The organism is Frankia sp. CcMO1, from assembly GCF_977945845.1.
In genome coordinates this window covers 26,971-41,662 of sequence record NZ_CDWTMG010000022.1, presented here as the reverse complement: position 1 = coordinate 41,662, position 14,692 = coordinate 26,971, and the positions used below count along the sequence as shown (strand labels likewise).

Below are 14,692 nucleotides of genomic sequence, written 5' to 3'. Positions count from 1 at the left end.
GTTTGATATATTCAGAATCCTGGTTGCTTCCTTGCTGCTGGCCAGCGGCCCATCCGTTACTCCGGGTGGCCTCCGCCGCGATCACCCACTCCGTTCCTGGATGCCCTTCGGCACCCAGGAACGCCAGGCCATACGGTGGGGGCCGTGTCCGCCACGGGAAACAAAGCACCGGCTCCCGTGGCATCGTCCCCGGTGAGCGGCCGCTGGATGGTGTTGCTGCGCAGAGTGGCCGTCGAGGTGAATCCCGGGCTGCTGACGCGGGCCAGAAACCATCACGCCGCGGCCTGGACCGCCATCCGGCGCAGCACGCTGTTCCACCGGCTGCCCCGGGGACCCCTGCGACTGGCCCGTCGGACCATCACCAATGCCTGGCGGCACCGGGTCCTGGGGCTTGCGGCCGAGGCGGGATTCTGGCAGCTGCTGTCCCTGCCCCCGCTCCTGCTGTCGTTGTTGGGAACGCTCGGCTACGTCGGTGACGCCATCGGGGCCGACGCCCTCGACCGCGCCCGGCAGAGCATCCTTCGCGGCGCAGGCGACCTGCTGACCGAATCGGTGGTCGACGACGCGGTGCGCCCAACCATCGACCAGATCCTCTCCCGTGGCCGACCAGACGTGATCTCCATCGGTTTCGTGCTGTCCCTGTGGACCGGGTCAACCGCGATGGCGACCTTCGTCAACACCATCACCATCGCCTACGGCCAACGCGATCTGCGCTCGGCGGTGCGCAGCCGGCTCCTGGCGCTGTGGTTGTTTCTCGCCCAGGTGGCCAGCGGGGTCATTCTCCTGCCTGCGCTGGTCCTGGGGCCCGAACTGATCTCGCGGATCTTCGACGCCGGTCGCCATCCCCTCGTCAGCACCCTGATCCCACTGCTCTACTGGCCGGTCGTGGGACTCGTGGCCCTGGCGATGCTGACCTCGCTATACCACCTCTCGCTGCCGGTACGCCAACCCTGGTGGCGGGCGCTGCCCGGAGCGATCCTCGCGCTCGTCTGCTGGCTCGTGGGTAGCGGCGTGCTGCGATACTACCTGGAGATCGTGTTCAGTAACGAACTGGTCTACGGCTCGCTCGGATCACCGGTGGCGGTGCTGCTGTTCTTCTACATCACCGCGCTGGCCGTGCTGTTGGGCGCGGAGCTCAACGCGGCGCTGGACGAGCAGCCACCGCGCCGTCGGGGCAGCCACTCGGCACTGAACGCCTCGAGGCCACCTCAATAGGTGCAGGACACCCCGCCCGCGTCACCCGGGACGGACCTTCCCGCCGCGCTGGCCGGGGACCAGACCACCGGTACCGCAGCGGGCACCGGTACCGCAGCGAAGGAGCCACCCCCCGCGCCAGCCGGGAGTGCGCCGGTGGAGCTCCCGTCGGCGACACGACCGCCGAAGGGCTTGAGGAAGGCGCCCAGCTGGGCTGGCTCAGGAACGAGGACGCTCTGCCCCCCGCGAGTACCAGCTGCCGCCGGCACCGTCGTGAACGCGACGCCGCCCGATCCGATCGACTGCATCCGCACCGCGAGAAGCCGGAGGTCGGCGAGAGAGGTGGCCTCGTCGAGCGTCAGCGCCGAGGTGGCGGAGTCGACCACCCCGAGCAGCTTCGCCGGGTTGAGCAAGGTGTCCGTCGACGCGATCCGCTGGAAGACGGCACCGAGGAACTGCTGCTGGCGGCGGATGCGGTCGATGTCGCTCTCGGGCAGGCCATACCGCTGCCGGACGAAGGAGAGGGCCTGCGCCCCGTTCAGCGTGTTCTCGCCGACCTGACCGGAAAACCCGGAGTAATGGTCGTGCAGGTTGTCGAAGCCCCGTGCCTTCAGCTCGGGGGGAAGCTCCTTGATGCAGACGGTGACCCCGCCAAGGGCGTCCGTCATCCCCTGGAAGCCGATGAAGTCGATCTGGACGTAGTGGTCGACCCGGATCCCGGTGAGGTTCTCGATCGTGGCCACAAGCAGGGACGGCCCGCCGTAGGAGAAGGCTGCGTTCAGCTTGGACCGCTGCGCCGCATGCTGCGTGCCCGCCGCGTCGGTGTACGCGGGGATCCGCACCCACAGATCCCGGGGGAAGGAGATGAGGGTCGTCGAACCGTCGCCGTCGAGGTGGGCGAGGATGGTCGTGTCCGACCGCTGCCCCTCGACCTGGCCGAACTCGCCGCTGGTCCCCGTCCGGGTGTCCGATCCCACGAGCAGGATGTTCTGCGTTCCACCCGATGCGGACGCCGGCCGGTCCGCGCTGGCGGAGAAGGTCAGCGGGATGTGGCGCACCCTGCCGTCGTAGTGCTTCAGCACAGCCCAGCCACCGGTCGCCAGGATGAGGACGAGGGTCGCCAACACTGCGGCCACGGCGGTGAGACCGCGCCATAAGCCGCTCTGCCCGGGTTCCGCGGGACCCTCCGGGGCCGGCCGGTCGTACCGGGGCTCGGCCGCCGGATGATCGACGGGGTACCGGCCGTAGGGATCGGGGTAGGCGCCCGGAGGTACGCGCGGCTCGTCATCGTGGCCCCGCGGAGCGGGCCGGTGCTCCCGGCGCGGCCACTGCCCGACGAGCCAGTCCTCCTCGGGGGCCCGGCGCGGGTCCCGCGGGTCACGGACGGACCGGCCACGCCGCTCGCCGTCCCGCCGTCCCGCCGTCCCGTACCGTTCCGGACGATCCGGAGGCCAGGTCATGGCCGCGTCCTCCTCCCCCATCCACCGGGATGAGATCATCCGCGCCAATGGCGCCGCCCGAGGCCGGGACCGTCCACCACCGGCGCGAACCCGCCGGACCACCTTGGCACGACGTGGGCGCGGACGGACCGGAACCCTCCCGGACAGTCTTTTCGATGGTGACGGGTGACGGGCGTCATGGCATTCCCAACGGGTTATCGGATGTGCGACCCCGCAGGCCCCCGGCCGGCCCACGGACCGTACGGACTCCGACGCCGCCGCCCGGACCGTCCCCGCCGAGCCGAGCGGTGGCAGACCCCCGGGTGGCGCCGAGCATCAAGACCGGTCGCGGGCCCGATCCCGATCCTGCGATCCCGACGACAACCACCGATATCGGGATGCGCGACAATAATGCCGGTCTCCGGTGGTGTTCGCGACACGCAGTGCAGTACCCGAACCGAGTGCAGTGCCCGAACCGCACGATGCCGGTGGCTATCGGACCGGCATTACGGCACGCCGAGGACGTCCGCACCCGGACCGACCTGGTCCGTGCAACGTGGACCCGCCTTCCCCACCGACCGGAAGATGAGTTAACGGTCCACGACGGAAGGTCACAACCGACCGGATCCCTCAGATCTCCCACAACCGATTGCGTGCCCTCGTTAACTCACCCGAAGTGGGAGGAACAGTCTTCGTGGAAGGGTCCGAAGGCGGCGAAGTGGGTAGCGGCGCCCGGACCCATGTCGCGACGCGACCGCCCACATCGGCCCGGCATCATCGCGGCGGTGCGATGCACCAAATGCCCGGCGGACCAACGACGGGAAGTCCGGCCGGCGCGCGGGGCATGGCGGTACGCCTCGCGCGCTACCCGCCGTCCACAACGGGGCCTACCGTTAACGTTATGAGTGCCCAGTCCCACCAAAGCTCACCTCCACCGACCGGCCCGGGGGTGCCCGAGAGCGCGCCGGCCGGGCGTGATCCGAACCTCATCACGGCCGACGAGCCGGGCGTTGTCCCCACCGGGGCCGATGAACCTCCGGCATCGGATGATTCCGTGCGCGAACCCGGGCAGGCCAACCACGACGAGGAACCACACGCGGCGTTCCGGCGGTTTATGTCGACCGGGTGGGCGCCGATTGACGACGCTGTGCCATCCCGCGATGACTGCGCACCCTACACCGCGAAACGTCGCGCCTTGTTGGGTTCGCGGTTCCCGGCGGACGCGCTTGTGGTGCCGAGCGGCGGTCTGCGGGTACGGGCAAACGACACAGATTTTCCGTTCCGTCCCGGAAGCGACTTCTTCTGGCTGACCGGCTGCCATGAACCGGATGCCGTGTTGGTTCTGCTACCCAACGCGGCCGGTGAGCATGATGCGGTGCTCTATGTCGCCGGGCGGTCCGACCGGTCGAGCTCCGCCTTCTACACCGACCGGCGATACGGGGAACTGTGGGTCGGTCCCAGACCGGGGGTTCGGGAGACCGCGGCACAGCTGGAGATCGAATGCCGGCCGCTCACGGAGCTCGCGGACGCGCTCGCGCGGTTGGCACCGGGAAACACCCGGGTACTACGCGGAGTCGATCCGGTCGTGGACGGTTCGGTGCTGCGTTGGCCCGGCCGGGGTGGACCAGGAACCGACCGCGATCTGGCCCTCGCACAGGCCCTTTCCGAGCTGCGGCTGCTCAAGGATGACTTCGAGATCGCCCGATTGGACGAAGCGATCGCCGCGACCGTGCGCGGCTTCACCGAGTGCGTGGGAGAAATCGGTCGGGCGATGGACCTGCCCAACGGAGAACGATGGTTGGAGGGGACGTTCTGGCGGCGGGCCCGGGTAGACGGCAACGATGTGGGATACGGTTCCATCGTCGCCTGTGGCCACCACGCCACGACGCTGCACTGGGTCCGCGACGACGGGCCGGTACGCGCCGGTGATCTCGCCCTGCTCGACATGGGGGTCGAGGGACGGTCCCTCTACACGGCCGACGTCACCCGCACGCTCCCGATCAACGGACGGTTCACCGAGCTGCAGCGCCAGGTCTATGACGTGGTTCTTCGCGCCCAGCAGGCCGGGATCAACGCGGTCCGGCCGGGAGCGTCCTTCCTGGATCCGCACCGGGCCGCCATGCAGGTCATCGCCACGGCGCTCGACGACTGGGGGCTCCTGCCGGTCAGTGCGCAGGAGTCGCTGACCGAGGACCCACGCTCCCCGGGAGGGGGCGTCCATCGCCGCTATACCCTGCACTCCACGTCGCACATGCTCGGGTTGGACGTGCACGACTGCGCGCAGGCGCGCGACCAGACCTATCGCGACGCGGCGCTGGAACCAGGCATGGTATTGACGGTCGAACCGGGCCTGTACTTCCAGCCGGACGACCTGACGGTTCCGCCGGAGCTGCGGGGCATCGGCGTCCGGATAGAAGACGACATCCTGGTCACCAGGGATGGAAGGCGGAACATGTCCGCCGCACTTCCGCGAACCGCAGAAGACGTCGAAAACTGGATGGCCCGGCAGCTGCCGAACTGACGGAACGAACAGATCTGGCGACAGACTGCGTTGGCGGCGACGCCAATAGTTCCTGCCACACCGGCCCGGCCGGTGTGGCAGGAACCTGACCATGCAAAACCTGATCACACGATCTTCGGTCCGCCGGATCGCGCGGCCCGTCGTCCAATACCACGGGCACTACCGCTACAAGGGGTTCCACTGCCCCGGTCCCTGCCCCGAAAAAGCAGTCAAGACCAGGATCAGTGGGCCTTGTCGTACGCCTCGACGATGTTGGAAGCGATACGCCCCCGGTCACTCACCGTGTAACCGTTGCTGCGCGCCCACTCGCGAATGTCGGTGGTTCCGCCGGTACGGCGCGAAGCGGCACGCACACCACGCCGGCCACCCGCCGCCCGACCGCCAGAACGGCGAGCCGCGGTGACGAACGGAGCCAACGACTCACGCAACTTCGTGGCGTTCTTCTCCGACAGGTCGATCTCATACTGCGCACCGTCGAGTCCGAACCGGACGGTCTCGTCAGCCTCTTCTCCACTGAGATCGTCAATCAACGAGACGATGGTCTTCTGGGCCATGCCACTCTCCTTCAGGTCAGCGGACCGCAGAACTCACGCGTCTATTATTACCACGAGAACGCGGGGAACTGTCACGCCTGGTTCGCCGGACTCGCAAGCTTGGGTCGCCGAAGACGAAGTCATCGCTCAACGCACTCCGCCCTGGCAGTCGGAGTGCGGAACCCAAAGACAGGGAGCAAGCTCCACATGATAGAGGGATGATCATGTTCTGCGAATCACACCTTCCCAGTCGAAAGGCCGGCCGCAAGCGGACAGTTGGGCAGGCGTGGACCGGGCGGCGTCCATGTCCTCCGACCTTGGGACACCGATCGTGTTCGTCTACCGACTCCCGTGGACGATTGCCCGGCGAACGGCGGGCAACAGCCGTCGGCGCCTTTGGGGTGGTGGTGCCGCGAGCGGAACCGACCGGTACGAATGCCAAAGGGGATCGCCGCGCCGGATGAGTACCCCTGATTCCGGCGCCGCTGCTATGGGCCGACCCACGGACGAGTACCCGCGCACGTGGGTGGTAGACGGTGCCAACGTGATTGGCTCCCGGCCCGACGGGTGGTGGCGGGACCGCCCAGGAGCGGCCGGACGGCTGGTCGATGCTATTTCGGCGCGGATCACCCGTCCCGGCACGCACCCGCGGCCATCATCGAGGCCGGAATGGCCTGAGCGGATCGTGGTCGTTCTCGAGGGTGCGGCGCGAGCCGGAGTTCCCGAGGGAACCGTACGGCCCGGAAAGATCACACCCGAAAAGGTCGGGCCCGCGGGAGTCGCGCCCGAGAAGGGCCGCCACGTTCCAACGAGGGCGGACCGCGCGGCACCGACCATCGTCGTCGTGCACGCCCCCGGGCACGGCGACGACGCCATCGTGGCGGCGGCGCGCGACGCGGTCGCGCCCGTGGTCGTCATCACCTCGGATCGGCAACTTGCCGTCCGGCTGAGGTCGCTCGGCGCGGGTGTGCGACGGTCGGGATGGTTGTGGGACCTGCTCGACGAACGATGAACGACGGCCGATCAGCGACGGCTCCCGGGACGACCGGCGGTCGGCGTCCGGGGCGCCGGCCGGCCCACGAACGGACGAGCCCGGAGAGGGAGCACGATGGCCGCCACGAAAAACACACCGGCGATACCGGAAAAGGCGCGCTACGACGGGCTGAGGCCGCTTGACGAGGATGGATGGCCCACCGGGCCGTACGCGCAACGCCGGGACCGGACGGTGACTCGGGACTGGATCACGCCGGGAAAATCACCGCACCCCGCCGATCGTGCTCACCCGGCCATCGACCGACTCCGGTCGCGGCCGATCGGCCCATGAACGGACAAACACCCCGCGGCACAGACTCAGACCCGCGGCACAGACTCAGACCGAGGCGGACACCGGATGCCGGGGAGGCGGTCCGGCGGCAAGCCGGGCGGTGTAGCGACCGGCCGCCAGGCCGACATCCAACGGAATCCCGAAGCAGGAGGACAACGCCTCCGCGGTGAGTACCTGCGCGACCGGACCGGCCGCAAGCACCTGGCCGCCGCGCACCAGCAACGCGTGGGTCACCCCGACCGGGATCTCCTCCACGTGGTGGCTGACGAGGACGAGGGCAGGAGCGGTGGGGTCGGCCGCGAAGCGGGTGAGCCGCCGCATCAACGCCTCCCGCGCACCCAGATCGAGCCCGGAGGCGGGCTCGTCGAGCAGGAGGAGTTCCGGGTCGGTCATGAGGGCCCGGGCGATGAGCACACGCTTGCGCTCTCCCTCGGAGAGGGTTCCGAACCGCCGGTCGGCCAGTCCACGGCACCCGAACTGGGTCAGCAGGCCGGCCGCGCGGGTGAGATCGACCTCGTCGTACTCCTCGTCGGCGCGGCCCAGCACGGACCAGCCGGCGGTCACCACCGCGTCGAGTACCCGCTCGTCGGCGGGTGGCGTCTCCACCAGCGCCGGACTGACGACACCCACCCGGTATCGTAGATCGAGAAGGTTGACCTTGCCGAGACGGGCGCCGAGCAGGTCGACCGTGCCCCTGGTGGGAAACAGCCGGCCCGAGGCCACCTGCAGCAGGGTCGTCTTCCCGGCGCCGTTGGGACCGAGGACCACCCATCGCTGGCCGGGGAACACCGCCCACGACACGTTCCTGAGCAGGTATGACCCATCTCGCACGACATTGACATTGTCGAGGCGCAGCACCGCGTCCGGCATACAGCTCACGTTACGCGACACCAGACTTCCCGATGCCGCCGGGACGGCCGGTCCACCCGTATCAGCCCGCCACCCGGTCAACCCGCCACCCGGTCAACCCCGCCCCGGCCGTCCGGATGGATTTCACCTGCCGGACTGGGGTAAATCAGACATATCTAACAGACCACGCAATTGTCCCTCCATGGCCCTGGCGTCAGGCCGGTTCGGGCGGGGTCGTCCCGGTCAGGTCGATCTCGGCCCACACTGCCTTCCCGTCGGCGACCGGACGGACGCCGTGCCGAACGGCGAGCCGGGAGACCAGGTGGAGCCCGCGGCCGGCCTCATCCTCGGCCGCGGCATGGCGCCGCCGCAGCACCCGGCCGCCACCGTCGGCGACCTCCACGACGGCCCGGTCGCCCAGCAGGCGCAGCCGCACCGACAGTGGTGGGCGACCATGCCGCACCACGTTGCTCGCCAACTCCGACAGCACCAGGATGATGGTGTCGACGACCTCCGAGGCCAGCGTCGCGTTCTCCAGCGCGAGCCTGGCCTGGGCCCGCACGGCGCGCAGGCTCGCCGCACCGTCGAAGGTCGCGTCCAGGAGGGCCGCCGCGGCCGTCAGTTCACCGGGCAACCGGGCGAACAGAAGCGCGACGTCGTCGGCCGCCGCCGCGTCGATCGTCCCCCCGGCCGTCCCGGAACCCACCGTCCCGGAACCCACCGGGCCGGGGGCGACGGCGGGACCGAGACCGGCACACGCCGCGGTGACCAGGTCGTCCAGATTCGCGGTGAACCTGTCGCTGGTGCGGGCGAGCGCGGCCGCGAGCTGCGAGACTCCGGCGTCGAGGTCGCGCGCACGTCCCCGGACGAGCCCGTCGGTGAACAGGGCGATCAGATATCCCTGTCCCAGTCGCACCGTGTACTCGGTCACGTCCGACCGGGCCACCCCGAGTGGAGACCCCACCGCCATGTAGAGCCTGGAGACCAGCCCGTCCGGCGCGACGACCAGGGGCGGCGGGTGCCCGGCACTCGCCAGCGTCAGCACCCCGCTGTCGATCTCGACGACCGCGTAGATGCAGGTGGCGATCTCCTCCCCGGGCAGGTCCGCGACGATGCCGTCCAGCAGCGTCAACACCTCGGCCGGGGGAAGATCGAGACAGGCGCAGGTGCGGGCCGCCGCGCGCAGCTGCGCCATCACCGCGGTCGCCCGGATCCCTCGGCCCATCACGTCGCCAATCATCAGGGCGACTCGCCCGGCTCCCAGGTCAATCACGTCGAACCAGTCGCCACCGGCGTCGTCACCGACCCCGCCGGGCAGGTAACGGGTGGCCACCTCGAGCCCGGACGGGACGGCGGGCGGAGAACCGCGCAACGCCTCACGCAGTGCCAGCGCATTGCTGCGCTCGGCCGCCCCCCGATCGATCCGGTCCAGGACGACCCCCACCCGGGCGGCGAGTTCGGTCAGCAAGAGCAGATCCGCTTCGGTGAACGGAGGTCGATCCGCAACGGCAGTCACACTCAGTACGGCGACGACGTGGCCGACCCGTACCACGGGTACGACAGCCATCGTGTGGGCCCCCACCTGGCGGATCCACCGCTCGGCGTCGGCCGGCGGATCCCACTCGCCCGCTGCCAGTGCGGCGATCAGCCGCTCGCCCTGGTGGGCGGCCCGGGCGAACGGACTCGTCGGCGACGTCGCCGCGCCGGCCCCCAAGGCGAACGGAGGCACCGTGCCGAGCCCGTCACGAGCCACGACAACGAGTGGATGCAGCTCGGGCACCGGCTCGGCCGCCCGGTCCCCCGCCGTCTCCTCGAGGCCCCCCGCGGCCCCGGCCCTGTCCCCGGCCGCGTCCCCGGCTCTGTCCCCGTCCCCGGCTCTGTCCCCGGCCGCGTCCCCGGCGTCAGCCCCGTCCCGGACGGGCACCGCGGCACCGCTCCAGGACGCCGGGACGGGAGCGGGCGTGCCGGTGACAAGCTGGACGACACACAGGTCGGCGACCTCCGCGACGATCAGCTCGGCCAGGGAGCGCAGGGCGACGGGAGGCTCGACGGCCGCGGCCACGATCCCGGTGGCTCGCTCCAGCAGCCGAAAGCGTCGATCGGCGAGTGCCAGGGCGGCCTGCGCCTCGCGCGTCGCCGCCAGGGTCCGATGACCGCGCGCGGCGTCGGCGGCGAGCTGTTCGTAGCCGGTGGCCCGTTCCAGGGCCTGCGCGCAGGCGTCGGCGATCGCGACGAGGGATGCCTGATCAGCGGCGGTGAACTCCCGCGCCTGGCGGAACCCGAAGGTCACCACGCCGAAGGGTGCGCCGCCCCCGACGGCCAGCGGCAGCATCGCCCAGGCGTGCTCACCCGCCGCGGCGGCGACGTCGGCGACCTCCGGCACCGGCCAGCGGGCGAGCAGCTCGTCGCGGTCGACGAGAAACAGTGCACGACCGCCCCGCATGACCTCCGCCAGCGGATGTACCGCGCCCAGCGCCACCTCCGACCATCGGGCGAGGCCGTCGGCGGGACCCGGCGGGGCGTGGAAGAGTAGCTGGTCGTGCGCCTCGTCCACGAGCGCGACGCCCCGGCTGGCGGCCCCGGCCATCCGTCCCCCGACGTCGAGGACGGTGGCGACGACGTCGTCCACGGTCAGGGTCCGGGCGAGCGCCACGGCCAACGTCGCGGTCTGTTCGGCCCGTTCCGTCGCGATCCGGGCCCGCTGGTCGGCCGTGGCCCGGTCAGCCTCGGCGGCGCGTACCTCGGTGAGATCGCGGATCACCCCGAGCCACTCGCCGGGCCGGCTGTTCGGCCGGCCGGCCGCCGGCATGGGAACGATGCGGGCCTCGACCACCCGCACGGCGGTGCGGTCGCCTCCGCCACCGGAGATCCGGAACTCGGCCTCGAAGGTCTCACCGTGCTCGATCGCCCCGCGCCAGGCGCGCCCGACCCGCTCCCGGTCGTCGGGATGGACCACGCCGAGCCAGCCGAACCCGGCCAGCTCCGCCGGATGCCGCCCGGTGAAGGCCCGCAGACGGGGCAGATCGGCATCGAGTGCCCCGTCGCCTTCGGCATGGAACACGTCCATCGCGGCGGCGTCCACGAGACCGAGGTAGCGTGCCTCGGCCCGCGCCCGCTCCCTCTCGACCGCCCGCGTCCCGCTGGCGTCGATCGCGACGAACGCCACGCCCACCAGCCCGACCTGAGGGTCGTTCACCGGATACCAGCTGGCGAGCCACGTCTGCGGCGGTCCGGAACCATCGGTGGCGACCACGACCTCCAGGTCCACCACCGGCTCGCCGGTGCGCAGCACCCGTGCCAGCAGAGCGTCGAGTTCCTGGCCGGTGTCGCCGAGGAGCTCGGAGACGGTACGGCCGAGGTGCTCGTGGACCGGCCGGCGGTCGAACCGGGCGAGTGTGTCGTTCACCCGCAGGAACCGCCCGGCCGGGTCGAGCAGGGCGAGACCGGCCGGGGCCCACGCGAACAGCGCGTCTAGCATCACGAACGTGGCCACGGGGTCGGTTCCCGGGGCGTGTCCGGGCGGGGGAAAACCGGCCCGGCCCGGTCCCGGCAGCCCCGCCGGATCGGACCGGCGCATCCCTGGCGTATCCGGCGTGCGGCGCGGCTCGGTGCCGTCGATGACATCCCGTATGACCGGCTCGGCGGTCACGGCCGGAGCGGCCGGCCGGGCGACCATGGGCCAGCCCTCGGGTAGCTCGGGTAGCTCGGAGCCGGCTCCCCGGTCCTGACGGGGGCCGGTATCCGGGCCGGGAGCGTGCTTAGGGCCGGGGACCTGGTTCGGGCCGGGATGCGCGCGTGGGCCGGGGTTGGTGTGTGGGCCAGGGCTGGTGTGTGGGCCGGCCGGCGGTCCCCCTTGGGACCGGGTGACCGGAGTCGGTCCCGGGGAGACATCCCCCTGGCCGGACGGAACAACGCCCGATGGCCAGGAGGCGGATCCCGGGGGGCTCACGGAGAAGCGCGCACCCGCGGGCCCCGCGCCCACCGGCCCCAGATCCACCGGCAGCGCCTCCGACAGCCCGACGTTCGCCGGCCGGTACATCGGCACGAGAGACGCCTGCCCAGGCATCCCCTCTACGGGGGTACCAGGCGTCCCGGCAGCTCCCGCAGAATCAGGGGAGAGCATCGGGAATGCGCCGGAAGCGGGCCAGACGGGCGGCTGCGCGGAGTGCGGCGACGTCATGGGAGACGATTGTGGACGGCGTGCGCATGTTGTGCTGAACCGCCCCGGGTAGTCGCCCCGTCCGGAGTCGGGCGGTTCGGTGTCCAGAACCGCCGAGGTCCGACGTCCGCGCGGGGCGCCGACGGCCCAGCGACGATCTCCACGGACAGCACGGTCACCCGCCCGGTCGACACGATCACTGGATCCAACGTGAGATGAACCACCTCCGGCACGTCGTCGGCAAGCCGGGCGATCCTGAGGACCAGGTCCTCCAGCGCGGCGATGTCGACCGGCGTCGAGCCGAGGTATCCCAGCAGCAGCGGCGCCGCCCGCACCGAACGCACGAGGCGCGCCGCGTCGACGTCGGTAAGGGGAAGGATGTGGTGTGCGCGGTCCCCCAGCAGCTCGGTCGCGGGGCCCGCGAGGCCAAACGAGACCAGGGGACCGTACCGGGGATGCTCCTCGGAACCGACGACCACCGGCACGCCGACCGGCGCCATCCGCTGGACGACAATCGGCACCTCCACCCCGAGCTGGGAGCGCAGCGACGCCCATGCCGCCCGCACGGCTGCCGCGTCGGGCAGGTCGAGACGCTGACCGCGCAGGTCCGGACAATGCCGGTAGGGTCGCGACCGCGCCTTGAGCGCCACCGGATAGCCGCACTGGCCCGCCGCCTCGACGGCCCGGCGCGGGGACGTCACCAGGACGGCCGGCTCCACCGTGACGCCGTAGCAGTCCATCAGGGCGGCGGCCTGATCCTCCGGAAGGCGACCGGTGAGTCCGGCGACGAGCGAACGCGCCTCGTCTGCCCGCACCGCCGTCGTCGGCACGGTGCCGATCGGGCGTGCCCGCCACTGGGCGTAGCCCACCACCCGGCGCAGCGCGGCGACGGCCGCCTCCGGCGACGAATAGGCCGGAATGCCGGCGAGCTCGCCGGGCATCTCGCCCCCCTGCACGGCGGCGAGAACCGGGATCTTGATGGTCGCGGCAGCCGCGGCGGCGGCCGCCGCGATCGGCCCGGCCGGGGACGGCGGCAGCCGGACCAGCGTGGCGATCAGCGCATCCGCCCGGTCCGCCGCGGAGGTCAACGCCCGGGTGAGGTCCCCGGGGGAGCTGCCAACCGGGAGGAGCACCTCCTCGACCCTGAGCCCGGCCGCGTCGGCGGCACGGGCCGTCAGCCGGACCAGGGCCCGGGAGTCGCCGACGACGGCGACCCGACCGCCCGCAGGCAGCGGCTGCGTGGTGAGCAGCAGCGCGACGTCGAACGCCTGGGAGACCCGGTCGACGCCGATCACCCCGGCCTGCCGCAGAAGCGCGTCGTCAAGGGTCGAACGGCCGGAGTACACGACGATCACCGGTTTACGCCGACCCACCCGCCGGGCCAGCCGGGCGAACTTGCGGGGATTACCGAAGGTCTCCAGATGCATAATCATCGCGTCGGTCCCGGGGTCCTCCTCCCAGTACTGGAGCAGGTCGTTACCGCTCACGTCGGCCCGGTCCCCGGCGGAGACGAAGACCGACAGACCGACCTCGCGCGCGGCCGCCGCCGCCAGGATGGCCCCGCCGAACGGACCCGACTGGGAGTAGCAGCCGATGCGGCCGGCCGGGGGCATCCGGGGCACCATCGAGGCGTTCAACCCCGCCGCCGGATTCTGGATGCCCATGCTCGCCGGGCCGACCACCCGCAGGCCATCCGCCCGGGCCTCGGCCACCAGGGCCGCGTCTGCGGCGGCGTCGCGCTGGTCGGTGAGGACGACCAGTCCCCAGACCCCGGCCCGCCCGCAGGCGGTGACGACGTCAGGCACCTGCGCGGGCGGCACGCACACCACGGCCAGGTCGACCGGACGCGGCACGTCCTCGATGCCGGCGTAGGCCTGGATCGACGCCACCGCGCCGCCGGCTGCGGCCGCGGCCGGGTTTACCGGGTAGACGGGGCCGTCGAAGCCGCCGGCGAACAGGTGACGCAGGACCGCGTTGCCCACGGACCCGGCGGACCGCCCCGCACCGATGACGGCGATCGCGCGCGGATGCAGCAGCCGACCGATCGAGGCGGCCTCGGCATGGTGCTCCCGGGCCCGCATCACCCCGACCGACTTCTGGGTGGGGGTGATCTCGAAGGACAGCCGGACCGCGCCCGAGTCCCAGGTCCTCGAGACCGTGTAACCGGCATCGAGAAAGACCCGAATCATCTGCTGGTTCTCCCCGAGCACGTCGGCGTCGAAGCGGCGGATCCCGCGGTCCCAGGCCGCGGCGGCAAGATGCTCCAGCAGCACCGAACCCAGCCCTCGTCCCTGCTGGGCGTCCTCCACCAGGAAGGCGACCTCCGCCTCGGTCGGCCGTGCGGCGGTGCTCTCCCAGTGGGAGACCGCGACCAGGTCGTCGCCGATCATTGCGACGATGGCGCCGCGCAGCCGCTGGTCGACGGTCGTCATCCGGTGGATGTCGGCGTCACTCAGGGCACGGCGCACGGCGAAGAACCGGAAGTAGATCGACTGGGTCGACAGCCGGGTCCAGAAGGTCCGCAGCAGCGGGCCGTCCGTCGGCAGGATCGGGCGGATGTGGGCGGTGCCGCCGTCACTGAGGATGACGTCGGCCTCCCACTCGGCCGGATAGACGACCGGAGGCTCGGTGCTCACGCGGCGCTCACCCGGTTCTCACGCAGTGCTCAGCTCT

Annotated in this window: 8 protein-coding genes; 3 read left to right on the top strand and 5 right to left on the bottom strand. The window is 71.3% G+C overall.

Features of this window, described 5'->3' with window-relative positions; genetic code table 11:
* Positions 1-177: 177 nt before the first annotated feature.
* On the top strand, positions 178-1,215 hold the full coding sequence (locus tag AC08OU_RS05235) for a YihY/virulence factor BrkB family protein (RefSeq protein WP_476604429.1): 1,038 nt from the start codon (positions 178-180) through the stop codon (positions 1,213-1,215).
* Here AC08OU_RS05235 and AC08OU_RS05230 read toward each other — a convergent pair.
* Entirely contained in the window at positions 1,209-2,654 is a 1,446-nt protein-coding gene (locus tag AC08OU_RS05230; protein WP_476604428.1) for an LCP family protein, read from the bottom strand. The two genes, AC08OU_RS05235 and AC08OU_RS05230, sit on opposite strands and share 7 nt — an antisense overlap.
* 1,093 nt (positions 2,655-3,747) lie before the next feature.
* Here AC08OU_RS05230 and AC08OU_RS05225 point away from each other — a divergent pair.
* Positions 3,748-5,154: an aminopeptidase P family protein gene (locus AC08OU_RS05225; RefSeq protein WP_476599430.1), complete on the top strand. Its 1,407-nt coding sequence runs from the start codon at positions 3,748-3,750 to the stop codon at positions 5,152-5,154.
* Between the two features lie 221 nt (positions 5,155-5,375).
* Here the strand turns inward: AC08OU_RS05225 and AC08OU_RS05220 are convergent, their stop codons facing one another.
* A complete protein-coding gene (locus AC08OU_RS05220) occupies positions 5,376-5,708 on the bottom strand; it encodes a histone-like nucleoid-structuring protein Lsr2 (RefSeq protein ID WP_462187377.1) in 333 nt (110 codons plus the stop codon).
* 664 nt (positions 5,709-6,372) lie between these two features.
* On the opposite strand from AC08OU_RS05220, the gene AC08OU_RS05215 reads away from it, so the two are divergent.
* Positions 6,373-6,699 carry a hypothetical protein gene (locus AC08OU_RS05215; RefSeq protein WP_462187376.1) on the top strand — a complete coding sequence of 109 codons (327 nt, stop codon included), beginning with the start codon at positions 6,373-6,375 and terminating at the stop codon, positions 6,697-6,699.
* Between the two features lie 357 nt (positions 6,700-7,056).
* On the opposite strand, the gene AC08OU_RS05210 is transcribed toward AC08OU_RS05215, so the two are convergent.
* The 3 genes from AC08OU_RS05210 to AC08OU_RS05200 all read right to left on the bottom strand — a co-directional run bounded on the left by AC08OU_RS05210 (position 7,057) and on the right by AC08OU_RS05200 (position 14,655).
* On the bottom strand, positions 7,057-7,881 hold the full coding sequence (locus AC08OU_RS05210; RefSeq protein WP_476599428.1) for an ABC transporter ATP-binding protein: 825 nt from the start codon (positions 7,879-7,881) through the stop codon (positions 7,057-7,059).
* Positions 7,882-8,074: 193 nt separating this feature from the next.
* Entirely contained in the window at positions 8,075-11,536 is a 3,462-nt protein-coding gene (locus tag AC08OU_RS05205) for a SpoIIE family protein phosphatase (RefSeq protein ID WP_476599426.1), read from the bottom strand.
* Between the two features lie 500 nt (positions 11,537-12,036).
* A complete protein-coding gene (locus tag AC08OU_RS05200) occupies positions 12,037-14,655 on the bottom strand; it encodes a bifunctional acetate--CoA ligase family protein/GNAT family N-acetyltransferase (RefSeq protein ID WP_476604427.1) in 2,619 nt (872 codons plus the stop codon).
* Between the last annotated feature and the right edge of the window lie 37 nt (positions 14,656-14,692).